The 25,756-nt window shown below is 72.7% G+C and carries 19 protein-coding genes; 6 read left to right on the forward strand and 13 right to left on the reverse strand.

Annotated elements, in window-relative coordinates; genetic code table 11:
* The first annotated feature begins 81 nt into the window (after nucleotides 1-81).
* Entirely contained in the window at nucleotides 82-1,296 is a 1,215-nt protein-coding gene (locus ACSW7Y_RS03385; RefSeq protein ID WP_438124930.1) for a cytosine deaminase, read from the forward strand.
* Nucleotides 1,297-1,316: 20 nt separating this feature from the next.
* On the opposite strand, the gene ACSW7Y_RS03390 is transcribed toward ACSW7Y_RS03385, so the two are convergent.
* The 8 genes from ACSW7Y_RS03390 to aroA form a co-directional block, all read right to left on the reverse strand.
* Nucleotides 1,317-1,868, reverse strand: a complete 552-nt coding sequence (locus tag ACSW7Y_RS03390; protein ID WP_438124931.1) for an NUDIX hydrolase — start codon at nucleotides 1,866-1,868, stop codon at nucleotides 1,317-1,319.
* 184 nt (nucleotides 1,869-2,052) lie between these two features.
* Entirely contained in the window at nucleotides 2,053-2,766 is a 714-nt protein-coding gene (locus ACSW7Y_RS03395) for a M50 family metallopeptidase (protein WP_438124932.1), read from the reverse strand.
* Nucleotides 2,767-2,952: 186 nt separating this feature from the next.
* Entirely contained in the window at nucleotides 2,953-4,767 is a 1,815-nt protein-coding gene (gene glmS / locus ACSW7Y_RS03400) for a glutamine--fructose-6-phosphate transaminase (isomerizing) (RefSeq protein ID WP_438124933.1), read from the reverse strand.
* 455 nt (nucleotides 4,768-5,222) lie between these two features.
* Nucleotides 5,223-7,922 (reverse strand): AAA family ATPase, encoded by a 2,700-nt coding sequence (locus ACSW7Y_RS03405; protein WP_438124934.1) that lies wholly within the window; start codon nucleotides 7,920-7,922, stop codon nucleotides 5,223-5,225.
* Between the two features lie 609 nt (nucleotides 7,923-8,531).
* On the reverse strand, nucleotides 8,532-9,314 hold the full coding sequence (locus tag ACSW7Y_RS03410; RefSeq protein WP_438124935.1) for an inositol monophosphatase family protein: 783 nt from the start codon (nucleotides 9,312-9,314) through the stop codon (nucleotides 8,532-8,534).
* A 62-nt stretch (nucleotides 9,315-9,376) separates the two neighbouring features.
* Nucleotides 9,377-10,492, reverse strand: coding sequence for a hypothetical protein (locus tag ACSW7Y_RS03415; RefSeq protein WP_438124936.1), 1,116 nt, complete (start codon nucleotides 10,490-10,492; stop codon nucleotides 9,377-9,379).
* 218 nt (nucleotides 10,493-10,710) lie between these two features.
* Nucleotides 10,711-11,769, reverse strand: coding sequence for a ribosome small subunit-dependent GTPase A (rsgA, locus tag ACSW7Y_RS03420; protein ID WP_438124937.1), 1,059 nt, complete (start codon nucleotides 11,767-11,769; stop codon nucleotides 10,711-10,713).
* The gene (gene aroA / locus ACSW7Y_RS03425) at nucleotides 11,766-13,169 is read right to left on the reverse strand and encodes a 3-phosphoshikimate 1-carboxyvinyltransferase (RefSeq protein WP_438124938.1); all 1,404 of its coding nucleotides are present in this window, start codon (nucleotides 13,167-13,169) and stop codon (nucleotides 11,766-11,768) included. The genes rsgA and aroA overlap by 4 nt, the downstream gene beginning before the upstream one ends.
* A gap of 114 nt (nucleotides 13,170-13,283) precedes the next feature.
* Here aroA and ACSW7Y_RS03430 point away from each other — a divergent pair, with 114 nt between their 5' ends.
* From ACSW7Y_RS03430 to ACSW7Y_RS03440, 3 genes are all read left to right on the forward strand, one after another.
* Nucleotides 13,284-14,093: a sigma-70 family RNA polymerase sigma factor gene (locus ACSW7Y_RS03430; protein WP_438124939.1), complete on the forward strand. Its 810-nt coding sequence runs from the start codon at nucleotides 13,284-13,286 to the stop codon at nucleotides 14,091-14,093.
* On the forward strand, nucleotides 14,090-14,332 hold the full coding sequence (locus tag ACSW7Y_RS03435) for a zf-HC2 domain-containing protein (protein WP_412881003.1): 243 nt from the start codon (nucleotides 14,090-14,092) through the stop codon (nucleotides 14,330-14,332). Before ACSW7Y_RS03430 ends, ACSW7Y_RS03435 begins: the two co-directional genes overlap by 4 nt.
* A gap of 89 nt (nucleotides 14,333-14,421) precedes the next feature.
* Entirely contained in the window at nucleotides 14,422-14,862 is a 441-nt protein-coding gene (locus ACSW7Y_RS03440; RefSeq protein WP_438124940.1) for a GNAT family N-acetyltransferase, read from the forward strand.
* 171 nt (nucleotides 14,863-15,033) lie between these two features.
* Here the strand turns inward: ACSW7Y_RS03440 and ACSW7Y_RS03445 are convergent, their stop codons facing one another.
* Entirely contained in the window at nucleotides 15,034-18,801 is a 3,768-nt protein-coding gene (locus ACSW7Y_RS03445; protein ID WP_438124941.1) for a multifunctional oxoglutarate decarboxylase/oxoglutarate dehydrogenase thiamine pyrophosphate-binding subunit/dihydrolipoyllysine-residue succinyltransferase subunit, read from the reverse strand.
* Between the two features lie 233 nt (nucleotides 18,802-19,034).
* Between ACSW7Y_RS03445 and ACSW7Y_RS03450 the strand changes: the two genes are divergently transcribed.
* Nucleotides 19,035-20,474: a GuaB1 family IMP dehydrogenase-related protein gene (locus tag ACSW7Y_RS03450; RefSeq protein WP_438124942.1), complete on the forward strand. Its 1,440-nt coding sequence runs from the start codon at nucleotides 19,035-19,037 to the stop codon at nucleotides 20,472-20,474.
* 269 nt (nucleotides 20,475-20,743) lie between these two features.
* Here the strand turns inward: ACSW7Y_RS03450 and ACSW7Y_RS03455 are convergent, their stop codons facing one another.
* The 4 genes from ACSW7Y_RS03455 to ACSW7Y_RS03470 all read right to left on the reverse strand — a co-directional run bounded on the left by ACSW7Y_RS03455 (nucleotide 20,744) and on the right by ACSW7Y_RS03470 (nucleotide 25,106).
* On the reverse strand, nucleotides 20,744-21,823 hold the full coding sequence (locus ACSW7Y_RS03455) for a hemolysin family protein (RefSeq protein WP_438124943.1): 1,080 nt from the start codon (nucleotides 21,821-21,823) through the stop codon (nucleotides 20,744-20,746).
* A complete protein-coding gene (locus ACSW7Y_RS03460) occupies nucleotides 21,820-23,241 on the reverse strand; it encodes a hemolysin family protein (protein WP_438124944.1) in 1,422 nt (473 codons plus the stop codon). The genes ACSW7Y_RS03455 and ACSW7Y_RS03460 overlap by 4 nt, the downstream gene beginning before the upstream one ends.
* Before the next feature lie 150 nt (nucleotides 23,242-23,391).
* Complete coding sequence (locus tag ACSW7Y_RS03465; RefSeq protein ID WP_438124945.1) at nucleotides 23,392-24,474, reverse strand: NADH:flavin oxidoreductase/NADH oxidase; 1,083 nt, start codon at nucleotides 24,472-24,474, stop codon at nucleotides 23,392-23,394.
* Nucleotides 24,471-25,106, reverse strand: coding sequence for an HAD family hydrolase (locus ACSW7Y_RS03470; RefSeq protein ID WP_438124946.1), 636 nt, complete (start codon nucleotides 25,104-25,106; stop codon nucleotides 24,471-24,473). Before ACSW7Y_RS03470 ends, ACSW7Y_RS03465 begins: the two co-directional genes overlap by 4 nt.
* Nucleotides 25,107-25,130: 24 nt before the next feature.
* On the opposite strand from ACSW7Y_RS03470, the gene ACSW7Y_RS03475 reads away from it, so the two are divergent.
* Nucleotides 25,131-25,756: ADP-dependent NAD(P)H-hydrate dehydratase (locus ACSW7Y_RS03475; RefSeq protein ID WP_438124947.1), on the forward strand; the 626-nt coding region annotated here is incomplete at its 3' end.

Consider the following 25,756-nt stretch of genomic DNA (forward strand, 5'->3'; position numbering starts at 1 on the left):
CGTTACGGGCGCCCGGGCCAATCGGTCCGACCGGTCCGGGTCCACCGCGTCGTGTCCCGGGACTTCTGCCACGCTGGGGGCATGCTCCACGACGACGTCGACCTGGTCCTCCGCAACGTCCGACCCTGGGGCGGTGACCAGTCCGACGTCCTCGTGACCGGTGACCGCATCGCCGCGGTGGTCCCGACCGGCTCGCCAGCGCCCGCGGGCGCAGCCGTCGTGGACGGGTACGGCCACCTCGCGCTCCCGGGGCTCGTCAACGCCCACGCGCACGTCGACAAGCGCTGGTGGGGCCGGCCGTGGGAGTCCTACGGCGGAGCGGGCGGAACCCAGGGCCGCATCGCCCACGAGCGGGCCCGTCGGGACGCCCTCGGCATCCCGGGCGTCGACGTCGCCACGCGGGTCCTCCGGGAGGGGCTGCGGACCGGCACGACGCGGGTGCGGACGCACGTCGACGTGGACCTCGGGGTCGGGCTCCGGGGCATCCACGCCGTCCGCGCAGCCGCTGAGGCGCTCGACGACGCCGTCGAGGTCGCGATCGTGGCGTTCCCGCAGGACGGGGTGCTCCGTCGGCCGGGGGTCCTCGACCTCCTCCGTCAGGCGGCGCTCGCCGGTGCGGAGCACATCGGTGGGCTCGACCCGTCGCTCATCGACCGCGACCCGGTCGGGCAGCTCGACGGCCTGTTCGCGATCGCCGCGGACACCGGCTGCGGCATCGACCTGCACCTCCACGAGCCGGCCGAGCTCGGGGCGTTCGCGTTCGACCTCGTCCTGGACCGGGTCGAACGCGACGGGATCGCGCCCGGGAAGGTGAACATCGCACACGGGTTCGCGATCGTCGACGTGGAACCCGTGCGCCGACGGGACCTGCTCGCCCGGATGGCGGGACTCGGCGTGACGATGACCACCGTGGCGCCGGTGCGGATGCGCCAGTTGCCGTTGCACGAGTTCGACGATGCCGGGGTCCGGTTCGGCCTCGGGACCGACGGGATCCGCGACCTGTGGAGCCCATACGGCGACGGGGACCTGCTGGGGATCGCGTGGCAGTACGCCCGGGCCGGGGGAGTCGTCCGCGACGAGGACCTGCTGCGGGTCGTGGAGCTCGCATCGCGGGACGCCGGGGCGTTCGTCACCGACGAGGTGCACGACCTCGTGGCCGGGGCGCGGGCGGACGTGGTGCTCGTCGATGCGGAGAACCCGATGGACGCGCTGGTGCGGCGGGTGCCGCGGTCGCTCGTCGTGGCCGGCGGGCAGGTGTTCGACCCCGTGGCGCTGGAGCAGCACCCCTGGGAGTGAGGGTGAGCCGGGCGGGGTGATCAGTCGGCGCGGGCGGCGTCGCGTGCCGCTTCGCGCGCGGCGAGGAGCCGGTGGGGGAACGTCGACGGCAGGGCGTCCGGCAGCTCATCGACGCGGAACCACCGGACGTCGTCGCTCTCGTCGCTGACCGCGGTCACGCTCGACGGGTCGACGAGCGCCACGAAGCCGACGTCCCAGTGCGCAGCGCACGACCCGAACCCGCTGTGCAGGTCGTGCCGGTCGACGTCGACCACGCGGCCGTCGAGCAGCTCGAGGTCGGCGATGCCGGACTCCTCCCGGGCTTCGCGGCGAGCGGTGTCCGCGAGGTCCCGATCGTCCGGTTCGAGGTGCCCGCCGACCTGCACCCAGAAGCCGCCCTTCCGGTGCAGACAGAGCAGGGTCTGCTCGAGGTCGGGGGAGAACACGAAGCACGACGCCGTGAGGTGCTCCGGGCCACCCTCGCGCCGGAGCGCCGCGTCACCGTGCTCCGCCACGAACCGCCGTGCTGCGACGACGCCGGGGACGTCGTCGTCGGTGCGGGCGAGGGCGGTGGTGACGTCGGCGAGGCGCATCGGCCCATCGTCGCAGGTCGGGCGGACGTGGTGTCCGACCGGGCAGGTGCTCCGGCGCTTCGGTGGTCCCGCGATCCGCTGGCGCTGCCCGGCTGTGGACGGCGCGACATCGCCGTCGTTCGACGACAGCGCCCGGCCCCGACCCCGCCCGGCCCCAACCCCGCCCGGCCCGCCCGGCGCCGCGTCAGAACAGGGCGCGGACGCCCGCGGCCACCGCGGCCCAGGACTCGGCGAGGGGGACACGCGCGAGCCACACCGCGACGCCGTTCACGACCACGAACAGGACGAACCACAGCGCCGCCGGTACCCGCATCTCCGCCGCGGCGATGTGGAAGTCCGTCTGCACCCGTGCCCCGGTCAGCAGCCACCGCGCGACCTGCACCACCGACCGCAGCCCGTCCACCACGAAGAGCGCCCCGACCGCGGCGACGACGAGCACGGTGAGGTCCGACGGGCGGACGGCCACCCAGAGCGCGATCGCGTCGAAGCCGATCACCACGAGCAGCCCGAACCAGTTCCGCACGAACAGCAGCGCGACGACACCCACGACCCCGAGCACGGCGACCGGCAGCCACCGCGACCCGTGCAGCACCCCCGTGACGAGCAGGACCCCGGCCCAGAGCGGGGCGCTGTAGCCCGCCCAGAGGTTGAGGACCCGCACCACCCAGCGGATCGCCCCCGGCACCCGACCGAGCTGCACCCAGGCTTCACCGGAGCCGTCCGGGTGCAGGTCGATGCGGCGGATCTGCCCACCGAACGGCACCACGACGACGACGTGTCCGACCTCGTGGACGATGGTCGCCGCGATGCGGGCGACGCGTCCCACGACGGGCACGAACGGCAGGACGGCCCCGACGAGCAGGGCGACGAAGACGAGGGGCGGGGCTGCGGTGGTCAAGCGACCAGCATGGCAGCCCCACCCGATGAGCGGGCTCCGCGACCAGCGCCCAGCGAGGGAACAGCCAGGCCCCGGACAGGGGTCAGGTGGAGAGCACCCAGGCGACGACCACGGCGGTGGCGATGATCGTCAGCCCGGCGAGGACGGCGAGGAACACCGTCAGACGGTTCACGGGCCGGTGCCTGGCTATTCGACCGTCACCGACTTCGCGAGGTTCCGGGGCTTGTCGACGTCGCAGCCGAGCTGGAGGGCGAGTTCGCGCGCGAGCATCTGCAACGGCACGACCGCCTCGAGCGGACCCCACGGCGCGGTGCTCGCACCCCAGGTCAGCCCGCCCGACGCCCGACCCGCGAGCGCCGGGATGTCCGACCCCTCGCCGCCGATCGTGATGATGAAGCCGCCGCGGGCACGGACCTCGGCGATGTTCGCCTGCAGGCGGTGCTCGCCGTGGTCGACGACGACGACCGGGGTTCCCTCGTCGACGAGGGCGAGCGGGCCGTGCTTCAGCTCGCCCGCCGGGTACGCCTCGGCCCACCGGTAGCTGAGCTCCTTGAGCTTCAGGGCACCCTCGGCGGCGTACGCCAGGCCCTGTCCGCGCCCGAGGAACAGGAAGCCGGAGGCCTCCCGGACGTTGGCGACGAGCAGGGGGATCCGGTCGGCCGCGATCGCCGCCGCGTGTTCCACCCGACCCGGCAGCTCGGACAGTTCGCCGACGAGCGCGGCCGCTCGGGCGGTCCCGATCCGCCCGGACGCCACCATCGCCGCGATCATCGCCGCCACGCCGACCACGACCTGCGCGGTGAACGTCTTCGTCGCCGCCACCCCGATCTCCGGGCCGGCGTGGCAGTCGAGCACCGCGTCCGCCCGACGGGCGAGCGAGGAGTGCAGGTTGTTCGTGAGCGCGAGCACCGGGTGCCGGTCGTCGAACCGGTCCAGCGCCCGGAGGACGTCGGCGGTCTCGCCGGACTGGCTGATCGCGACCACGAGCGTTCCAGGGCCGAGCACCACCTGGTCGGCCTCGCTCGCCACGACGATGTCCGTCGGGACGCCGCCGATGCCGCGCAGCGCGGTGGCGATCACCTGCCCGGCGTTGAGGGACGTGCCGCAGGCGACGATCGCGAGTCGGTGGAAGCCGGGCAGCCCGAGGCCGACCCACATGCTGCCGTCGACGGCACGCCGCGCGACCCGCTCGAGGATCGACGACACGACGGCGGGCTGCTCCTCGATCTCCTTCGCCATGTGGTCCGGGTGGTCCCCGAGGTCGAGCGCGGCCGCGGCGAACGGGGACGGCGTCGGGAACGGCACCGGAACCGTGACGCCACCGGACGACCAGGTCCACGCCTCGCCGAGCTCCACCACGTCGCCGTCCCGCAGCGCGACGAACGTCTCGCACCACTCGGCGATCGCACCGACGTCGCTCGCCACGAAGTCGCCGCGGGCGGAGCGCGCCACCACGAGCGGCGAGCGGTCCGCCGCCACGACCATCCGGCCGTCGCGGGAGTCGAGCACGACGATCGCCCACGACCCCTCGAGCTGCGCGGTCGCGATCTGCACGGCGAGCATGAGGTCCGGGTCCACCGCGAGTGCCCGCTCGACGAGGTGCGCGATGACCTCCGAGTCGACGTCGGACCGGAAGACGTGGCCCTGCCGCTCCAGGGTCGCGCGCAGTTCGTCGGCGTTCTCGACGATGCCGTTGTGCACGACGCTGACCCGGCGACCGCAGTCGGCGTGCGGGTGGGCGTTCGCCTCGCGGACGGCGCCGTGCGTGGCCCACCGCGTGTGGCCGATGCCGACCCCGGTCAGCGCGTCGCCCGAGCGTGCCGCGACGAGCGTCCGGAGGTCGCCGACGCGGGAGACGGACCGGATCGTCTCGGTGCCGCCCGAGGCGGTCCGGACCGCGATGCCGGCGGAGTCGTAGCCGCGGTACTCGAGGCGCTCGAGGCCGTCGAGCAGGTAGGGGCTCACGTCGTCACTGACGCGGGCCGCGATGATGCCGCACATCGGGCGTCCCTTCGGGTCGGGAACTACTGGGGGTGGTGCCGGGGTCGGCACCGACCGCCGTCGGGTCTGCCGCGCGCTCGGTCCGCCGGCTCGGGGGCCGCCGCCCGTCCCCGGATCAGGCGAGGACGGACGACGGCGGTCTGGTGAGCCGACGGTTCGGGTACCGAACGGGGTACCGCGGTCGGGCTCCCGGGGGAGCACGGCGGTCGGTGCAGGAGAAGCGTCACCCGCACGTGGTGGCCAGGGCAACCAGGTCCGGCCGCTCTTGCGGTTCCCCGCGCGGGCACCGCACCGCGCGTGCGGCGGTGCGGAACCCCGCATCCGGGGGGTGACGTCACGCAGGTCGGTGCGCCCCGGCGCCGGGCACGCAGACGACGGACGGGAGGCCCGGTACCAGCTGGTACCGGGCCTCCCGTCCGTCTCGTGGTCGCGTCACGACCGCGTGGGCGCGCCGATCAGGTGAGGAGCGCGACCAGGTGCGAGCGCGAACGCGCACCGACCTTGCGGTAGATCTGCGTGAGCCGCAGCTCGACCGTCCGCTGGGACATGAACAGCGACGAGGCGATCTCGCGGTTGCGGTACCCCTCGGTCACCTTCTGCACGACGGCGCGTTCCTCGGCGGTGAGCGACGTGAACGCCGCCGACGCGTCCGGAGCGCTCCGCGGGGTCCCGGGGACCGGACCGGAGGCCGTCGGACCCGACCGGACCAGCCCCGCACCGAACGACGGCATCGCGACCGACGGAGCCGGCGTGACGAGCGGTCGACGCAGACCCGCTGCCTCGTAGGCGGCAGCTGCCGCGGCACCGAGGCGCGGACGCTCGGTCGGCGAACCGACCGCGGCCATGGCCGCGAACGTGCGAGCCCGCTCGAACTGCGAGTCGTGCGGCTGGAACAGCTCCAGCGCGCGGCGACGTGCGGTCTCCCGCGTCGTGTCGTCCGCGACGAGCGCCAGGCTCCTCGCGAGGACGAGCGCTCCCCACCGCGACGGCCGCGCGTGGTGGTCCGCCGCGAGGCGGGCCGTGATCGCCCGGGCATCGTCGACCCGACCGAGGCGCACGTAGGCCTCCACCAGGTCGCCGAGGTGCCGGAGCAGGACCGGGTTGCGCAGCGGACGACCGATGGCGTCCGCGGCCTCGAGGGCCACCGCTGCCTCCTCGAGCCGGCCGTCGAGCAGCAGGACCTGCCCGCGCAGGGCGTGCAGCTTCGCCGTCGCACCCCACAGCCGGTTCGTCGAGCGCTGCGCCAGGCAGGCGTCGAGGACGTCGAGCGCCTCCGCGGAACGACCCTCGGCGAAGTGTCGCCAGGCGATCGCGATCACCCGCGACGGCTCACGCAGCCGCTCCGCCGCCGCCGAGCCGGCCTCCCACACGTCGATCGCGCGGAGCGCTTGCCGGAAGTTCCCGGAGCGCACCTCGTTGTCGGCGGACAGGTACCGCGCCGCCTCGGTCCACACCAGGGGCGTCTGCGGCCCCCGGGCGAGCACGAGGGCGAACACCCGACGAGCGCTGCGGTAGCGCTCGCCGAGGCTCAGGGCGTGGGCGAGGAGGAGCAGCGCCGGGTCGGACATGCCGAGCAGCACGTTCGCGGACAGTCCGTCGTGCAGCTCCGCGTCCGCCGGGAGCGTCCCGTCGACGGCGGCGATCAGGTCGCGTGCCGTCGACAGGATCTCGAGCGTGTGCGGTGACGCCGTGTCGAGGTAGGGCTCGGCGCGGTGCAGGAGGTCCCGCGCCTGGTCGACCTCCCAGACCTCGGCCCGGAAGCAGGCCACGGTCGCGAGCAGGCCCGCGACGGCGTCCGTCTCGGTCGGGTCGTCCGTGTCCGCCGGCACGAGCAGCTCGTCGGCGTGCACCGCATCACCGCTGAGGAACTCGACGGAGTACTGCAGTCGCAGTCGTCGGACCTCGGTGACGGTGGCGCGGAAGGGCCGGATCGCAGCGAGGTAGCGTGCGGTCCCGCTGAGGAGCCGGTTCGCCAGCATGACCTCGGCGACGCCGAGCAGCGCCTCGTGCTCGTCCTCGGTACCGCCGCCGACGAGCAGGGCCCGTTCGGTGAGGGCGGTCGCCGCGGTGGTGTTGCCGTCCACCACGTACGACCGGGCCGCACGGAGGAGCGCGACGGCGTCGGGGACGTCGTCGACGAAGCTCCGGTGCCAGGCGTGTGCGCGCTGGTCGGTGTCCGCGGTGGCCTCCGCGAGGGCGGTGTGCGCCGCGCGACGGTCGCGTGCGGCGGTGCCCCAGTACAGCGACGACCGCACGAGCGGGTTGGTGACGGACACCTGCTGACCGCGCACCGTGACGAGTCCGGCGTCCGCCAGGTCGTCGAGGGCGTCACGGTCCCATCCGGCGGCGGTCGCCGTCGGCACGAGCGCGAGCCGAGCGAGGACGTCCAGATCGCGTCCCGCAGCGGCGTCGAGCACGGCAGAGGCGATCGCTTCCGTCGTCTTCGTGGGGCGGAGCGGCAGCACGAGCGGCTCGGTGCCGCTCAGCTGGCCGCGGGTGAGCGCCGTGAGCTGCTCACGCAGGACGCCGGGGTTGCCGCCGGTCTCCTGAGCGAGGACCGCGAGGACGCCGTCGTTCGCGTCCTCGGGGGCGGTTGCCCGGGCGAGGGTCAGCGAGTCGTCCTCGCTGAGCGGCTCCAGGCGCAGCGCGGGGAGCGCGGCGAGGGGGCCGTCTGCGGGGACGGAACGGACCGAGAAGACCACGCGGAGTGCCGTGCCGGCCAACCGACCGGCGAGGAAGGCGATGAGCTCCTGGCTCTCGACGTCCATCCGGTCGAGGTCGTCGATGAGCACGACCGTCGGGGGCAGGGTCAGCGTGTGCACGGCTTCGAGGAAGTCGTGCGCAGCGGCGAGCCCGGCGCGGGCTGGGGCCTGTACACCGGTGCTGCCCGCCTGCAGGAGGTGGGCGATGTGCGCGGTGGCGCGGGGGTCGTCCAGGGCGGTGAAGAGCGCGGTCACGCCGGCCAGGGGCCAGTGGGACTCACTGCCGTTCACACCGACGCGGACGACGGGGAGGGAGACGCGGTGCGCGACCGCGTCGAGGACGCTGCTGCGCCCGGAACCAGGGTCGCCGACCACGACCATCGCCGACTCCCGAGGGAGCATGGCGAGGGTCGCGATCCGGTCGACCTCGAGACGGCGACCGGTGAGTGCCATGACTCACCGGCTCCCGGGTACGGGGACGGATGCAGCGACGGACGGGCGCGCAGAGGCGGAGCGGTCGAACGTGCGGAGGGAAACCGCGCGACGGACCGGTCGTGTGAGAGCTTCGTGGTTGGAATGCGGACGACGAGTGAGGGTGCACTCGGTTCCGCTCGGGAACGATGATGTCATCGTCTGTATCACCCCTCGGGTTAGGGTCTTCGACGAACTGGCACCGGGTCGCGTTCCGTGCCGGATCTAGGGAATCCGAGACGTCACCTGACCTGGCGTCCCGTTGACAGTAACCCAGGTCGGGCCGAGGTGGACCGGTCGTTCGAGGACAATTCACCCCCGCCGTGTCCCCAGTCCGGGGGGAGGCACCCCCGTCGTGGGGAAGCCACTCCGGGGCGTGTGGTAGTGGAACGGGGTACAGCGTCGACCGCTGCCGGGGCCGGCCGTTCCGGCGGTCCTAACGGGCCCGTTCGGCTCGGGTGCGCGGTGGACCCGCGCCGTTCGTACCGAACGGGGTACGCGTGGGTATCGAGCGGGGGACCCGGACGAGGGGGACTCCGCGGGGGGTCTCGGGGGAGGGACGTTGCGTTCTCTGGATCGCCCGGTCGCGTGTCAGCGGCGCAGGAGGTCCACGACGGCGTCGTGGACGAGCCCGTTCGTGGCGAGGGCGCTGCCGTGCCAGGGCCCGGGATCGCCGTCGAGCGAGGTGAACCGACCACCGGCCTCCTCGACGATCGGGACGAGCGCGGCGATGTCCCACGGCTTGAGGTCCGGTTCGCCGGCGACGTCGAGGACGCCCTCGGCGACCATCATGTACGACCACATGTCGCCGTAGGCCCGGGTGCGCCAGACCGTCCGGGAGAGCGCGATCAGCGACTCCAGCCGGTCGTCCTCGTCCCACTGCTGGATGCTGTTGTAGCTGAGGCTCGCGTCGCCGAGCTCGTCGACTCCGGAGACCCGGAGCGGCCCGTCGAAGGAGTGTGCGCCGAGCCCCTCGGCGGCCCACCAGCGCTTGCCGAGGGCCGGTGCGCTCACGACGCCGAGGACCGGGCGTCCGTCGACCGCCAGGGCGATGAGGGTGGCCCACACCGGCACGCCGCGGAGGTAGTTCGCGGTGCCGTCGATCGGGTCGACCACCCACTGCCGGTGTCCCTCGCTGACCGCGTCGGCTCCGGTGTCCGCCGTGGTCTCCTCGCCGAGGAAGGCGTCGTCCGGCCGTTCGGTGGCGAGTCGCTCGCGCAGGGCCCGCTCGACCGCCTGGTCGGCGTCCGTGACGTGGGTGCTGTCGGCCTTCCTTGACACGTGCAGGTCGGCGGCGCGGAACCGTTCGAGGCTGATCGCGTCGGCGGTGTCGGCGAGGGAGCGGGCGAAGTCGAGGTCGGCGCTGAGGTCCACGCGTCGAGCGTAGCGCCCGGGTCGTCCGGGCCCCGGGCGGAGGTGGAGCACGTCGCCCGACGTCAGGCGGCGACCACCTCGTCCTCCTCCTGCGCGGTCACGACGCGCTCGCGGGCGATGCGGGTCCGGCGGGCGACGAGGCCGTGCACGACGACGCAGAGCAGGACGGCCACGACCAGCCAGAGGGCCAGCACGAGCATCGGCCGGCCGACGGATGCGTCGGGGAAGTACTCCAGCGCCTGTGCCACCTGGAGCCACGCCGCACCGCTCCAGAACGAGTTGAGCGCCGCGAAGAAGCCGGGCTGGAACGCCGGCTGGAAGATGCCGCCGGAACTCGTGAAGTTGAGCATCACGAAGAGCATCGTGAGGATCGGGGTCGTCCAGCGGCCGAGCACCGGGTGCAGCCCGACGCCGAGCGCCACGATCACCGCGTCGTACAGCCACGCGACGAGGAAGACCTCCCACCGGTGGGTCGCGACGACGCCGTACACCGGACCGGCGATGACGATGCCGATGCCCGCGACGACGCCGGCGGTGGCCAGTCCGACCACGGCCGTCCAGACGGCCCGGAGCTTCGTCGCCACCGCGGCGACCGCGATCGCCGAGGCGTACCCGCCGACGCTGAGGCCGACCAGCAGGAAGAAGAGCCCCTGCCCGGTCGAGTCCTGCGCACCAGCGGGCACGACGTCCACCACGCGGAACGGCAGGTGCTGCTCGTACGCGATCGGCAGGAACACCTTCTGTGCGGCGGTGGCGGTCGTCTCGGACGCCGCGCTCGAGACGTAGAGGGTCGCGCCGGTGCTGGTCGGGGCGTAGACCGCGGCGAGTTCGCGGTCGCGGACGCGCTGCTCCGCTCGGTCGGTGTCCGCGACGACGTGCGCGACGAGGGCGCCGTCGGACCGGTCGGTCACGGTCTGCGCGAACACCTGCGTCGCCGCACCCTGCCCGACGATGCCGACCGGGAGGTCGTGCGGGGTCGGGGCATGGAACGCGCCGAGGTACGCCAGTCCCATGCCCGCGGCGAGGAACAGGGGGACGAGGATGTGCGAGGCGAAGTGGCGGAGCACCACGCCGAGTCCCGTCGGGCGCCACACGCTGTCCGGTCGGGGGTGGTGGACCCTCGGGGCGGCGTGGGTCGCGCTCGACGAGGTGTAGTTGTACTTTGCAACTTCAGACACGAGGCGCAACGATACACCCACGGGTCAGTGCGTGACGGTGCGGGGTCCCGTCCGCGGTGCGACCCCCTGGGGCTCGCACCGCGCGCGGAAGTCCGCACCGTCGCGAGCGCCCCTCGCACCGTGCGGTGCGGTGCGGTGCGGTGCGCTGTGATGCCGTGCCGTGCCGTGCCGTGCGGTGCCGTGCGGTGCCGTGCCGTGCCGTCCCCGGCTGCTCACGGCTACTCCTGGCCCGGGTCCTCCGCGCCCATCCCGGTCAGCAGCGCACGGAACGAGTCGAGCCGCTCGACCCCGGTCGGGCCGAGCTCGCCGTCCGCCACCCGGTCGACGATCTCCCAGTCGTGCGCCTGCGCGAGCGGGATGCCGTCGGCGGGCTCCCGCACCGGCACGGCGTGTGCGGCGAACGCCCGGAAGACGTTCGCGGGGTCGACGTGGCCGAGACCGAACGACCGGACCCCCGGGGTGTCGATGATCCACCCACCGTCCCGCACGCGCAGGGCGATCGAGGACGACGACGTGTGGCGCCCCCGCCCCGTCACGGCGTTGACGTGCCCGGTCGCCCGGGTCGCACCGGTGATGGCGTTCACGAGCGTCGACTTCCCGACGCCGGAGTGCCCGACGGTGACGGTGACCCGGTCGTCGAGGACCTCGTGCAGGGCGTCGAACGGCACGTCGTCCGAGCGGCTCGTGACGATGCGGAGGTCGAGGCAGGCGAAGTGCTCGAGGAACGGCGCCGGGTCGGCGAGGTCGGTCTTCGTGATGCAGAGGATCGGGTCGAGTCCCGCGTCGAACGCCGCCACGAGGTAGCGGTCGATGAGCCGGGTCCGCGGCTCGGGGTCCGCCGCCGCGACGACGACGAGCATCTGGTCCGCGTTGGCGACGATGACGCGCTCGACCTCGTCGGTGTCGTCTGCGCTCCGCCGCAGCAGCGTGGTTCGGTCGGCGACCTTCACGATGCGCGCGAGTGAGCCGGGCTCGCCGGAGAGGTCGCCGACGAGGGACACGTGGTCACCGGTGACGACCGACTTCTTGCCGAGCTCGCGGGCCTTCGTCGCCGTGATGACGCGTTCGTCCGGCTCGCCGGCCTCGACCAGCACGCCGTACCGCCCACGGTCGACGTTCGTCACCCAGCCGACCGGCGCGTCCTCGTACGTCGGCCGGACCTTCGTGCGCGGCCGGTTGCCCTTCGGGTTCGGCCGGATCCGGACCTTCGACTCGTACTGCCCGTACGGCTCGTCGTCGTCCGTGTCGTCGCCGTCGACGTCGTCCCACCAGCTCACGAGGTCACCCCGCCGGGCGCTGCCGACCCGGCGCCGTCGCCCGTCGCCACGAGCGACGCCCACAGCTCGGGGAACTGCGGCAGGGTCTTCGCGGTCGAGCCGACGTCGTCGACGGCGACGCCGTCGACGACGAGCCCCACGACGGCCCCGGCCGTCGCCATCCGGTGGTCGTCGTACGCGGACCAGTCCGCGCCGTGGAGCAGGGCCGGCTCGATCCGGAGGCCGTCGTCGAGTTCGTGCACCGCGCCTCCCGTCCGGTTCAGGTCCGTCGCCAGCGCTGCGAGCCGGTCCGTCTCGTGCCCTCGGAGGTGGCCGATGCCGGTGATCTCGCTCGGCGCGTCCGCGAGCGCCGCGAGCGCGACGAGCGCCGGGGCGAGTTCGCCGCCGCGCGTGAGGTCGAGTTCGACGCCCGGGAGGGAGGCTCCACCCGCCACCCCGACTCCGCCGTCGAACACGAGGTCGTCGCCGTCCCGAGTGACGGTAGCACCCCAGAGGGGCAGGAGCGTCTCGAGGTCGGCGCCGACCTGGGTCGTCTCGGTCGGCCAGGCGCGGATGCGGACGGTGCCGCCCGCGACGAGGGCAGCGACCGCGAACGGGGCGGCGTTGGAGAGGTCGGGCTCGATGGTGACGTCGCGCGCCGCGATCGGGCCGGGGTGCACGACCCACTCGCCGACAGCAGGCTGGTCGACGCGCACGCCGCGGGCCCGGAGGACCTCGACCGTCATGTCGATGTGCGGCAGGCTCGGCAGTCGCTCGCCCGCGTGCACGAGGTGCAGGCCCTCGGTGAAGCGCGGTGCGGACAGCAGCAGGCCCGAGACGAACTGCGAGGACGCGGACGCGTCGATCGTCAGCGAGCCGCCGCGGACCGCACCCGTGCCCGTGAAGGAGAACGGCATCGCGCCGTCGCCGTCGTCGGTCACGTCGACGCCGAGGTCGACGAGCGCCTGGATGATGGCTGCCATCGGCCGCTTCCGCGCGTACGGGTCGCCGTCGATCGTGACCGGGCCGGTCGCGAGGGCGGCGAGCGGGGGCAGGAAGCGCATCACGGTGCCGGCGAGCCCGCAGTCGACGCGGACGCCACCGTGCATCGGGGCCGGGGTGATCCGGAGGTCCGGGCCGTACGGGTTCGCTGCACCCGGTGTGCCGTCGGCGCGGGGAGCGGGCGCGACCTCCTCGATGCCCACGCCCAGCTGTCGGAGCGCGGCGACCATGAGCGCCGAGTCGCGCGAGTGCAGCGGCAGCCGGATGGTGGACGGGCCGTCGGCGAGGGCGGCGAGCACGAGCTCCCGGTTCGTCAGCGACTTCGACCCGGGCAGCGCGACGTCGCCGCGCAACGGTCCGCGCGCGCGGGGGGCGGTCCAGGGGGAGGGGGCCTGGTGGGAATGCGTCGTGGCAGCCATCGGTTCACCAGGGTACTGAACCCACCGGGAGGACCATTGGCGACAGCAACCCTGACGCGCGAGCGGACGCACCTGCCCGTCGCGGTGACCACGCTCGGCCTAGACTCGGCCGTGATGACCACCGACGAACCGCAGGCAGCACCGCACGACGTCGCGGGACCCCGGGACGCGGGGCCGCACGACGTGGCGGCACCGCACGACCTGGTCGAGGACACCGAGGCGCAGCTCGACGCGGTCCAGGACGAGGACGAGGTCCTCGCCGACGAGACGACCGCGTCCGAGTCGGAACTCCGCGCGCTCTTCGAGACCCAGGCGCTGCCGTTCATGGACCAGCTCTACGGCGCGGCGATGCGGATGACCCGCAACCCCGCCGACGCGTCCGACCTCGTGCAGGAGACCTTCGTCAAGGCCTTCGCGGCGTTCCGGCAGTTCCGGCAGGGCACGAACCTCAAGGCCTGGCTGTACCGGATCCTCACGAACACGTTCATCAACACGTACCGCAAGAACCAGCGGAACCCGTACCAGGGCACCATCGACGAGCTCGAGGACTGGCAGCTCGGCGGCGCGGAGAGCGTCACCCAGTCGATCTCGGCGCGCTCGGCCGAGGCGGACGCCATCGACCACCTGCCCTCGTCGGCGGTGAAGGACGCCCTGCAGGCGATCCCCGAGGACTTCCGGATGGCCGTGTACTTCGCGGACGTCGAGGGCTTCTCGTACCAGGAGATCGCCGACATCATGAAGACCCCCGTGGGGACGGTCATGAGCCGCCTCCACCGTGGCCGTCGCCTCCTCCGGGGGCTGCTGGCGGACCACGCCCGCGAGACCGGCATCGTCCCGGACGCAGCGTCGACGGCGACGATGCGCGGACGCGGCCGGAAGCCAGTTGCGACCTCGGGTCGCGTCGAAGGGAAGGAAGCACGATGAGCGGCTGCGACTGCTCGAAGGCCAAGGCGGAGCTCGAGGAGTTCCTGCACGGCGAGCTCTGCCGCGAGGACGCGGCGGACATCCGTGAGCACATGGCGGACTGCGAGGACTGCACGAGCGAGCACCGCGTCGGCGTCGTCCTCATCGAGACCGTCCGACGTGCCTGCAAGGAGACCGCGCCGGAGCAGCTCCGCGCCGAGGTCCTCGCCCGGATCCGCGTGGAGCAGGCGACGCACTGACGGTGCTCCCGGCACGGGCGTCGGTCGGTCGGCCTGCGAGCCCGGTCAGCGTGTCGTCACACGCCGTCCGTGCTCGGTAGGGTCGCGACATGACCCTTGCTGTCGAGCCCGTCACCACCTGGTCCGACGCGGACGTCGCCGACGTCAGCGCCCTCGTCCGCCTCCTCGGCCACGAGGTCGACCCGACCGACATGCGCTCCCGGCTCGAGCGGCTCACACCTGCGGCGGGGCACCGCACCTGGAGGGTGCGTGGTGACGACGGCCGGCTGGTCGCGGTCGCGGGTGCCCAGGTCACGTGGGCGTACGCCTCGGACGAGCCGACGGCGCAGCTGCTGCTGCTCGTCGTCGACGAGTCGGCCAGGAGGCACGGCACCGGTTCGGCGCTCCTCGGCACGTTCGAGACGTGGGCGGCCGAGCAGGGTGCGCGTCGCCTCAGCGCCGTCAGTGCGGCCGCGACGGACAGCGCGCACCGCTTCTACCAGAAGCGCGGCTACCACGAGGCCGGGGTGCGGTACACGCGCATCGTGTGAGCGCGGGCGCCGCTGCGCGTGCCGGGGCTGCGCCGCTGGGGTGCGCCGAGGCTTGCGCGTGCCGCGGCTGCGCTGCGCGTGCCGTGTCGCACCCGCTGACGAACATCGCGCCCCGTCGAGACGGGGCGCGATGTTCGTGCGGGGGCGCGAACGGCGTCCGCGCTGCTCCGGTCAGCCGAGCGCGGCGCGGATGACCTCGGTGGCCTCCTGCGCGGAGCGCTTCGACGAACCCGTGGCGGGCGCGGCACTCGCCGGTCGCGAGGCGACCGAGAGCGGTCGGCCCTGCAGGTGCGGCGAGAGGTTCATGCACACGAACGGCCAGGCACCCTGGTTCTCGGGCTCCTCCTGTGCCCAGACGACCTCGGCGTCCGGGTAGCGGCCGAGGACCTCGAGGATGCGCTCGAGGGGCAGCGGCGCGAGCTGCTCCAGCCGGACGAGGGCGACGTCGCCGCGGCCGGCCTTCTCCACCTCGGCGCGGAGGTCGTGGTGGACCTTGCCGGAGTGCAGCACCACGCGGCGGACGGCACCGGCGTCGAGCTGGCGGTCGTCGTCGATGACCTCCTCGAAGGTGCCGTTCGTGAACGCTTCCACCGGGCTCGTCGCCTGGCGCAGGCGCAGCATGGCCTTCGGGGTGAACACGATGAGCGGCTTCTGCGGGCGCTCCCACGCCTGGCGGCGCAGCAAGTGGAACCACGACGCCGGGGTCGACGGCCGGGCGATCACCATGTTGTCCTCGGCGAAGAGCTGCAGGTAGCGCTCGATGCGCGCCGACGAGTGGTCCGGCCCCTGGCCCTCGTAGCCGTGGGGGAGCAGGAGCACGAGGCCCGAGCGCTGCCCCCACTTCTGCTCGGCGGACGAGATGAACTCGTCGATGACCGTCTGGGCACCGTTGGCGAAGTCGCCGAACTGGGCTTCCCAGAGCACGAGGGCCTCGGGACGCTCGACCGAGTAGCCGTACTCGAACGCCATCGCCGCGTACTCGCTCAGCAGCGAGTCGTAGATGGTGAACCGGGCCTGGTCCTCCGAGAGGTTCGCGAGCGGGAGCCACTCCTGCCCGTTCACCCGGTCGTGGAACACCGCCTGGCGCTGCACGAAGGTACCGCGTCGGGCGTCCTGGCCGGCGAGACGGACGGGCTTGCCCTCGACGAGGACGGAGCCGATCGCCATGAGCTCGGCCATCGCCCAGTCGATGCCGCCGTTCCGCGTCATGTCGGTGCGCTTCGCCAGGAGCTGCTGGAGCTTCGGGTGGATGGAGAAGCCGGCCGGCGGGTTGCTGTGCGCGTCGCCGATGGCCCGGACGAGCTCCTCCGAGACGGCGGTCTCGTGCACGTCGTTCTCGGAGTCGTCACGCTGGGAGGTCGGACGCTCGAGGCCGTTCACCGCACCGTCGTCGTCGCCGGTGATGACCGGGATTGTGCCGGTCTGCGCCTCGTGCGTCTCGGCGAACGCGCGCTCCAGGCGGTCCTGGAAGTCGCGGTGCGCCTCGTCGTACTCCTCTTGCGTGATGTCGCCGCGGCCGACGAGCGCCTCGGTGTAGAGCGTGCGGACGGAGCGCTTCGCCTCGATGAGGTTGTACATCAGCGGCTGCGTCATCGAAGGGTCGTCGCCCTCGTTGTGCCCGCGGCGGCGGTAGCAGATGAGGTCGATGACGACGTCCCGGTGGAACTCCTCGCGGTAGGCGAAGGCCAGCTCCGCGACGCGGGACACGGCCTCGGGGTCGTCGCCGTTCACGTGGAAGATCGGCGCCTGGATCGTCTTCGCGACGTCGGTCGAGTACACCGAGCTGCGTGCCGACTCCGGCGGGGTGGTGAACCCGACCTGGTTGTTGATGACGAGGTGGACGGTGCCACCCGTCCGGTAGCCGCGCAGCTGCGACATCTGCAGGGTCTCGACCACGACGCCCTGGCCCGCCATCGCGGCGTCGCCGTGGACGAGCACCGGCAGGACGTTCGTCGATCCGGGCCCCTGCTTGTCCTGCTTCGCGCGGACGATGCCCTCGAGGACACCGTCGACCGCTTCGAGGTGCGACGGGTTCGCCGCGATCGTCACGGGGATCGTCGTGCCGTCGCTCGCGCGGAACACGCCCTCGGTGCCGACGTGGTACTTCACGTCACCCGACCCCTGGCCGGAGACCGAGCCCGGCAGCGACGAGCCCTCGAACTCGCGGAAGATCTGGCCGTACGTCTTGCCGGCGATGTTCGTGAGGACGTTGAGGCGGCCGCGGTGGGCCATGCCGATCGCGACCTCTTCGAGCCCCGCACCGGCAGCGTGCTGGATGAGGGTGTCGAGGAACGCGATCGTCGACTCGCCGCCCTCGAGCGAGAACCGCTTCTGGCCGACGTACTTCGTCTGCAGGAACGTCTCGAACGCCTCGGCCTCGTTGAGCTTGCCGAGGACACGGAGCTGCTCGTCCTTCGACGGCTTCGCGTAGGGGACCTCGATGTGCGACTGCATCCAGCGGCGCTGCTCCGGGTCCTGGATGTGCATGTACTCGACGCCGGTGGTGCGGCAGTAGGCGTCGCGCAGGATGCCGAGCACGTCGCGCAGCGGAGCGTTCGTGGTGCCCGCGAGGCCACCCGTGACGAACTCGCGGTCGAGGTCCCAGAACGTCAACCCGTGGTTCTCGATCTCGAGGTCGGGGTGGGTGCGCTGGCGGTACTCGAGCGGGTCGATGTCGGCCATGAGGTGCCCACGCACGCGGAAGCTGTTGATGAGCTCCTGCACGCGCGAGGTCTTGTTGACGCGGTGCGCGAGGTCGACGTTGATGTCCGTCGCCCACTGGATCGGCTTGTACGGGATCCGGAGCGCCGCGAAGATGCCCTCGTAGAAGCCGTGCCCGCCGATGAGGCGCTCGTGCACCTTCTTGAGGTACTCGCCCGACCCGGCACCCTGGATGACACGGTGGTCGTAGGTGCTCGTGAGCGTGATGGTCTTGCCGATGCCGAGCTCGACGAGGGTCTTCTCCGCGGAGCCCTGGAACTGCGCGGGGTACTCGAGCGCACCGGCGCCGATGATGCAGCCCTGGCCCTTGGTGAGCCGCGGGACCGAGTGCACGGTGCCGATGCCGCCGGGGTTCGTCAGCGAGATCGTGGTGCCCTGGAAGTCGGCCGGCGTGAGCTTGTTGTCGCGGGCGCGCTTGACGAGGTCCTCGTAGGCGGAGAGGAACTGCCCGAACGTCAGCGTCTCGGCCCGCTTGATGCTCGGCACGAGGAGGGAGCGGGTGCCGTCCTTCTTCGGGACGTCGATCGCGATGCCGAGCCCGACGTGCGCCGGCTCGACCACGAAGGGCTTGCCGTCGCGCTCCTCGTAGAAGACGTTCTGGCTCGGGAACTCCTTGAGAGCCTGCACCATCGCCCACCCGATGAGGTGCGTGAACGAGATCTTCCCGCCGCGGGCACGGCGGAGGTGGTTGTTGATCACGATCCGGTTGTCGATCATGAGCTTCGCCGGGATCGTCCGGACGCTCGTCGCGGTCGGGACCGTGAGCGAGGCGTCCATGTTGGACGCCAGGGTCTTCGCCATGCCCCGGAGCGGGGTGGCCACGTCCTCGTGGGTCTCCTCGTGCTCGTCCGTGGCGTCGTTCGCCTCGGCGGGGATCGGCTGCGGGGTCGGCTGGCGCGAGGTGGTCTTCGCCTGGATCGGCCCGGACTTCGATTCGGTCGGGGCATCGCCCGTGGCGGGCTGCTGGGTGCTCGACTGCGCCGCGGGCGTGGTCCCCGACGGCGCGGACGGAGCCGGAGCCGGAGCGGCCGGAGCGGAGTCGGACGGGGCGGAGGCCTGCCCGGTCTGCGAACGGTGGAACTTCTCGAGGACCGGCCACCAGGACTCGTCGACCGAGGTCTTGTCCGCGACGAACTGCTCGTAGAGCTCGTCGACGAGCCACTCGTTGGCCCCGAATTCGCCCGCGGTCTCGTCAGTTCCGGTCAGATGGCTCGACACAGCCGATCGCCCACTCTCCGTCGATAGATGCTCGTGTGTGTCGTACGCAGCAACCCTGCTGCCGTACTGCGTGGAAGCCTAGCCGTTCCGGGATGACCGTTCGGTGACCGCCGGACGCGATCCGTGCCTCCCGGCTGACCTCCGGCGTGTCGCGCCGGACGCGCGCGACACCGCGCGTCGCACCCGCGTCGACGGGGCGGTCCGCGTCCCCTGTGCCGCCGTACAGTGGCCCCATGAGGTTCTACGAGACGCGGCCGACGCACGACCTGACCTACTCCGACGTCTTCCTCGTCCCCAGCCGGTCGGGGGTGACGAGCCGCTTCGACGTGGACCTCGCGGCGAACGACGGCTCCGGGGCGACGATCCCGATCATCAGCGCGAACATGAACTCGGTGACCGGCCCCCGACTCGCCGCGACCCTCGCCCGCCGCGGCGGCCTGGGTGTCCTGCCGCAGGACATGCACCTGCAGGACCTCGACGCCGCGATCCGCTGGGTGAAGGACCAGCCCGTCGCGTTCGACACCGCCTACGACCTCGGCGCGGACACCACGGTCGCCGAGGCGCTCGAGCAGCTCCTCCCGGTCGCCGGGCGGGGCGTCGTCGTCCGCGACGGCAGCGGCGAGTACCTCGGCTGCGTGCCGGCGACGCGACTCGGCACGGCGGGCCAGGACGCCACCCTCGGCGACCTCCTGCACGGCGCATCGACCGGCATCGACGCCGAGGACGCCGGCACCCCGCGGCACGTCTACGACGTCCTGACGGCGGCGGAGGTCGACTTCGCCCCGGTCACCAGCCACGGCCGCGTCGTCGGCACCACGAGCCCGACGAGCGCCATCCGCTCCGACATCTACAAGCCCGCCGTCGACGCCGACGGTCGCCTGCGGGTGGCGGCTGCGCTCGGCATCAACGGTGACGTGGCAGCGAAGGCGAAGGCCCTCGCTGCCGCCGGTGTCGACGTGCTCGTCCTCGACACCGCGCACGGCCACCAGGAGGGCATGCTCCGGGCCCTCGACACGGTCGCGTCGCTCGGTCTCGGCATCCCGCTCGTCGCGGGCAACGTCGTCACTGCGGACGCGGTCGCGCACCTCGTCGGTGCCGGTGCCTCGATCATCAAGGTCGGCGTCGGACCCGGTGCGATGTGCACCACCCGCATGATGACCGCGGTCGGTCGACCGCAGTTCTCGGCCGTGCTCGAGACCGCGGCCGCCGCGAAGTCCCTCGGCGCGCACGTCTGGGCCGACGGCGGCGTGCGGTACCCCCGCGACGTCGCGCTCGCGCTCGCGGCGGGAGCGTCGGCCGTGATGATCGGCTCCTGGTTCGCCGGGACGCTCGAGGCGCCGGGCGTGCTCCGCCGTGACGCCGCGGGCAAGGCGTACAAGGAGAGCTGGGGCATGGCGTCGGCGAAGGCCGTGCGCGAGCGGTTCGAGCGGCTCGACCCGTACGAGCGGGCCCGCAAGGCGCTCTTCGCGGAGGGCATCTCGTCGTCGACGATCTACCTCGACCCGGAGCGGCCGAGCGTGGAGGACCTGCTCGACATGATCACGACGGGCATCCGCAGCTCGGCGACGTACGCCGGGGCGTCGTCCCTCGCCGAGTTCCACGAGCGGGCGCTCGTCGGCATCCAGTCGGCCGCCGGCTACGAGGAGGGCAAGCCGCTGCCGGTGAGCTGGTAACGCCGGTCGCGGCGCGGCGCGGCGCGGCGCGGCGCGGCGCGGCGCACGAGACGCGAAAGCGACAGGGTGCCGCCGGATTGCGGCGGGGATCTGTCGCTTTCGCGGAGTGGACGGGGCCGCTCGGCGGCAGCCTGTCGCTTTGACGGGGTGGTCGCGACCACATCACGGACGGGAGGCGCGGTGCCAGCTGGCACCGCGCCTCCCGGCCGTCGTCGCGCGCGTCAGCGGCGGCCCTGGTGGGTGGCGCTGTGCGTCCTCGACCTTGCCGGTCAGCGGCGTCTGGTCGCGTCCTCGACCTCGCCGACGAGCTCCTCGAGGATGTCCTCGAGGAAGAGCACGCCGAGCGTGCGCCCCTCGGCGTCGAACGCCCGCGCCACGTGACGGCCGGCGCCCCGCATGGTCGCGAGGGCGTCCTCGAGGTCGGTCTCGGTGTACAGCGAGATGAGCTGTCGGATGCGCTTGGGCGGCACCGGGTCGTCGTACTCGTCCGGACGCAGGTCGATGACGTCCTTCACGTGCACGTAGCCCGTGGGGGAGCCGTCCTCGCCGACGAGCACGTACCGGGAGAACCCGCGCTGCGCGACCGCACGCTCGACGTCGCCGGGGGTGGCGTCCTCGGGCAGGGTGACGAGTTCGGCCATCGGCACCGCGACGTCCTTGACCTTCTTCTCGGTGAACTCGAACGCCATGCGGAGCGTGCCACCGGTGACGAGCGTGCCCTCGCGGCGGGACTGCTCGACGATGGTCTGCACCTCCTCCACGGTGAACGCGCTGACGGCCTCGTCCTTCGGCTCGACCTTGAACAGGCGCAGCACGCCGTTCGCGGCCTCGTTGAGACCGACGACGACCCAGTGCAACCCGTGGCCGATGTACCAGAGCGTCGGCACGAGCATGAGTGCGGCGCGGTCGGGCATCGAGAACGAGATGTTCTTCGGCACCATCTCGCCGAACACGACGTGCAGGAACGACACGAGCAGCAGCGTGAAGACGAACGCGACGACGCCGATGACGTCGACGCTCCACCCGGTGAGGTGCAGCGGCCCCTCGAGCAGGTGGTGGATCGCCGGCTCGGACACGTTGAGGATGAGGAGCGAGCAGACCGTGATGCCGAGCTGGGTGGTGGCGAGCATGCGCGTGGCGTGCTCCATCGCCCAGAGGGTCATCTGCGCGGCCTTCGACCCGGCCTCGGCCCGCGGCTCGATCTGCGAGCGTCGGGCGGAGATCACGGCGAACTCGGCGGCGACGAAGTAGGCGTTGCCGAGCAGCAGGACGACGAGCCAGAAGATGCCCCACCAGTCGGAGGCGGAGGAGGCGGACTCGCCGGCGGCGAGGACGGTGACGGTGGTCATCGGGTGCCGCCCTTCGTGGTCGTGCGGGTGGTCGTGCCGTCGACGGTCGGGGTGGACTTCGTCACGGGGATGATGATGGCCGTCGCGGGGGACTGCGCGCTGGCGGTCTCCGTCGGCTCGGGCGCGGTGGGCGTGTACCGGATCCGGTCGACCCGGCGCCCGTCGAGGCGTTCGACACGGAACACGCCGCCGTCGATCGCGACCTCGTCACCGACGACGGGCAGGCGCCCGAGGGTCGACATGACGAACCCGCCCACGGTCTCGTACGGCCCGTCCTCCGGCACCTTCACGCCGGCGCGGTCCTCGAGCTCGTCGGGGCGGAGGAGCCCCGGGAACGTCAGCCAGCCCCGGGAGCGGACGACGTCGATGCGGGCGCGGTCGTGCTCGTCGGACACCTCGCCGACGATCTCCTCGACGAGGTCCTCGAGCGTGACGACACCCGCGGTGCCGCCGTACTCGTCGACGACGATCACCATCTGGTAGCCGCGGCTGCGGACTTCGGCGAGCAGGGCGTCACCGGGCATGGTCTCCGGCACGCGCTCGGCGTCGGTCATGAGCGCCCCGACGGGCACCTCCGGGCGCTTCTCGCGCGGGACGGCGACCGCCTGCTTGACGTGCACGATGCCGACGACGTCGTCCGCGTCCTCCTCGATGACGGGGAAGCGGCTGAACCCGGTCTTCCGGGCGAGGGCGAGGACGGCCTCGGCCGACTCGGACACCCGGATGGTCGACAGGCGCGGTCGCGGGGTCATGACCTCGCCCGCGTCGAGCTCGGAGAACGAGATGGTGCGTTCGAGGAGTGTCGCGGTGTCCTGCTCGAGCGACCCCTCGGAGGCCGACCGGCGGAGCAGCGAGGTGAGCTCCTCGGCGCTGCGCGCACCGGAGAGCTCCTCCTGCGGCTCGATGCCCATCGCCCGCAGGACGGCGTTCGCCGTGCCGTTGAGGACCGCGACGGCCGGCTTGAAGACCGTCGTGAACGCGATCTGCAGCGGGACGACGATGCGCGCCGTCTGCAGCGGCAGCGCGAGCGCGAAGTTCTTCGGCACGAGCTCGCCCAGGATCATCGAGAGCAGCGTCGCGATGACGAGCGCCACGATCGACCCGACGGTCTCGACCACGGGCTCCGGCAGCTGCATCGCGAGGAACGGTGCCTCGAGCAGCGTCGCGATCGACGGCTCGAGCAGGTATCCCGTGAGCAGCGTGGTCAGGGTGATGCCGAGCTGCGCGCTGGAGAGGTGCGTCGACGTGACCTTGAGCGCACCGATGACCGGCGCGAGCCCGGACTCGCCGCGGTCCCGACGGGCCTCGACCTCGGCGCGGTCGAGGTTCACGAGCGCGAACTCCGACGCCACGAACACACCGGTGCCGAGCGTCAGGAGGATGCCACCGATCAGCATGACGACGTCGATCGGACTCATTCTTCACCCCCCGGGCCGTGCGGGGAGGAGCTGCTCACCGTGTGAGCGGCGGATGAGTGGGAGGGCGAAGAAGCATTCGGAGGATCGTCCACAGTGCTGATCATCGTACCGGGTGCCCGTCGGGAAGCCGAGAGGACGTACAGGGACGGTCTACGCGGTCACCCGCGCCCGGTGGTACTGCTGCGGCTCGTAGTCGACGTGCACCCCGAGCTCCACCGCTGCACGCAGGGCGAACGACGGGTCGCGGAGGAACTCGCGCCCGACCATGACGACGTCGGCCTGCCCGGTCGCGACGATCTGCTCGGCCTGGAACGCGTCCGAGATCATGCCGACGGCGATCGTCCCGATGCCGGCGACGCGCTTCACCGCTGCGGCGAACGGCACCTGGTAGCCGGGGCCGACCGGGATCGGCGCGCTCGCCACGTTCCCGCCCGTGGAGACGTCCGCGAGGTCGGCGCCGTGCTCGGCCGCCCACCGTGCGACCTGCACTGTCTCGTCGAGCGTCAGGCCGCCGTCGACCCAGTCGGTCGCCGAGAACCGGACGACGACCGGGAAGCCATCGCCGACCTCGGCACGGACGGCGTCGATGACCTCGAGGAGCGCGCGGGCCCGGTTCTCGAGCGACCCGCCGTACTGGTCCTCGCGGTGGTTGGACAGCGGGGAGAGGAACTGGTGCAGCAGGTAGCCGTGCGCGGCGTGCAGCTCGACGAGGTCGAAGCCGGCGTCGACCGCCCGACGCGCAGCCGCGGCGAAGGACAGCGCCACGACCCGGATGTCCTCGGCGGCGAGCGCACGGGGCTCGGCGTAGCCGTCGAAGGCCTCGGCCGACGGAGCGACGGTCTGCCAGCCGCCCTGCTCGACCGGCACCGACCCGTGCTCCGACTCCCACGGACGGAACGTCGAGGCCTTGCGGCCGGCGTGCGCGAGCTGGACGCCGGCGGCCGCACCCTGCGAGTGGAGGAAGTCGACGATCGGACGGAACGCGTCGCGCTGCTCGTCGTTCCAGAGCCCGAGGTCCTGCGGGCTGATCCGCCCCTCGGGGACGACGCCCGTCGCCTCGACCACGACCGCTCCCGCGCCGCCCTTCGCGAACGACCCGAGGTGCACGAGGTGCCACGGGGTCGGGACGCCGTCCTGTGCCTCGACCGAGTACTGGCACATCGGGGAGACCCAGATGCGGTTGCGGACCGTGAGGTCGCGGATGGTGATCGGCTCGAACAGGACGTGCGTCACGCGGGTGCTCCTTCGGTCGTCGCCGCCAGGTCCTGCAGGAAGGTCCGCAGGCCGGCGGGGGACGTGTAGTGGTGGCCGACCGCCCCGATCGCTTCCGCACCGGCGGCGTTCTCGGCCCTGTTGTCGACGAACACCATCTGCTCGGGCGTGATTCCCAGGCGGTCGCAGGTGTCGCGGTAGATGGACGGGTCGGGCTTGAGGACGTGGTCCTCGGCGCTGACGACGACGGTCTCGAACAGCGACCCCATCGGCGAGCGGCGGTACGGGTCACCGAAGTCGAACCCCGCGTTGGACAGCAGGGCCAGTCGGGTGCCGGCGTCGTGCAGCTCCTCGACGAGCGCGAGGGTCTCCGGCTCGACCTCGAACCAGCCGGTGAAGTCGATCGCCCAGAACCGGTGCACGTCCGTGACGCTCCAGGTGCGGCCGACCCGCTCGGCGATGGCCCGCCAGTACGCGAGCACCGACAGGTCGCCGCGGTCGAGGTCGTGCCGGAGCTCCTGGTAGACGGGGAACAGCTCGTCCGCGGGCACGCCCGTCGCCACGACGAGGGCGTCGCGTGACGCGTGCGGCGTCCGGCTGATCACCTCCCCGTAGTCGAAGACCACCACGCGACCGGGGAGGAACAGACTCATGCGCCCCACCGTACTGTCGGGACGATGAGCGAACCCGTGCCCTTCCGACCGTCCGACGCCGCCTCGTGGGTGACCGTGCCGCACGGGGAGTCCACGAAGTACTGCCGCGGGGTCCTCGGCGTCGCGACCGGCTCCGACCAGTACCCGGGGGCGGCCGTCCTCGGCGTCGATGCTGCCGTGCACACCGGCGTCGGCATGGTCCGCTACGTCGGCCCGGACCGCGCGACCGACCACGTGCTCACCCGTCGTCCCGAGGTCGTGTCCGGCGTCGGTCGGGTGCAGGCGTGGCTCGTCGGGTCCGGCATCTCCGCCCCGTCGCTCGACGACCTCGACACATCCACCGCCGACGCCTTCCGGCACGCCTCCGACGACGGCGTCCCGGTGGTCGTCGACGCCGGCGCGATCCCGCTCGTCGACCTCGGTCCGCTCGCGGTGCTCACCCCGCACGCCGGCGAGGCCGCGTCCCTCCTCGGCGAGTCCCGCCAGGACGTCGAGGCGGACCCCGCCGCCGCGGCACTCCGCGCCGCCCGGCAGACCGGCAGCGTCGTGCTCCTCAAGGGGGAGCGGACCCACGTGGTGACGCCCGACGGCAGCGTCGCGCTGGTCGCCTCGTCCGCGACGCCGTGGCTCGCCACCGCGGGCGCCGGGGA

Origin of the sequence: Curtobacterium flaccumfaciens (assembly GCF_051548005.1) — a bacterium.
Taxonomy (GTDB): Bacteria; Actinomycetota; Actinomycetes; order Actinomycetales; family Microbacteriaceae; genus Curtobacterium.

Excerpts from the sequence above, each read along its gene's own strand:
- ACSW7Y_RS03440 (WP_438124940.1), top strand. The coding sequence starts at position 14,422 with ATGACCCTTGCTGTCGAGCCCGTCACCACCTGGTCCGACGCGGACGTC.
- ACSW7Y_RS03455 (WP_438124943.1), bottom strand. The coding sequence starts at position 21,823 with ATGACCACCGTCACCGTCCTCGCCGCCGGCGAGTCCGCCTCCTCCGCC.
- aroA (WP_438124938.1), bottom strand. The coding sequence starts at position 13,169 with ATGGCTGCCACGACGCATTCCCACCAGGCCCCCTCCCCCTGGACCGCC.
- ACSW7Y_RS03470 (WP_438124946.1), bottom strand. The coding sequence starts at position 25,106 with ATGAGTCTGTTCCTCCCCGGTCGCGTGGTGGTCTTCGACTACGGGGAG.
- ACSW7Y_RS03430 (WP_438124939.1), top strand. The coding sequence starts at position 13,284 with ATGACCACCGACGAACCGCAGGCAGCACCGCACGACGTCGCGGGACCC.
- ACSW7Y_RS03405 (WP_438124934.1), bottom strand. The coding sequence starts at position 7,922 with ATGGCACTCACCGGTCGCCGTCTCGAGGTCGACCGGATCGCGACCCTC.
- ACSW7Y_RS03385 (WP_438124930.1), top strand. The coding sequence starts at position 82 with ATGCTCCACGACGACGTCGACCTGGTCCTCCGCAACGTCCGACCCTGG.
- ACSW7Y_RS03390 (WP_438124931.1), bottom strand. The coding sequence starts at position 1,868 with ATGCGCCTCGCCGACGTCACCACCGCCCTCGCCCGCACCGACGACGAC.
- glmS (WP_438124933.1), bottom strand. The coding sequence starts at position 4,767 with ATGTGCGGCATCATCGCGGCCCGCGTCAGTGACGACGTGAGCCCCTAC.
- ACSW7Y_RS03460 (WP_438124944.1), bottom strand. The coding sequence starts at position 23,241 with ATGAGTCCGATCGACGTCGTCATGCTGATCGGTGGCATCCTCCTGACG.
- ACSW7Y_RS03435 (WP_412881003.1), top strand. The coding sequence starts at position 14,090 with ATGAGCGGCTGCGACTGCTCGAAGGCCAAGGCGGAGCTCGAGGAGTTC.
- ACSW7Y_RS03450 (WP_438124942.1), top strand. The coding sequence starts at position 19,035 with ATGAGGTTCTACGAGACGCGGCCGACGCACGACCTGACCTACTCCGAC.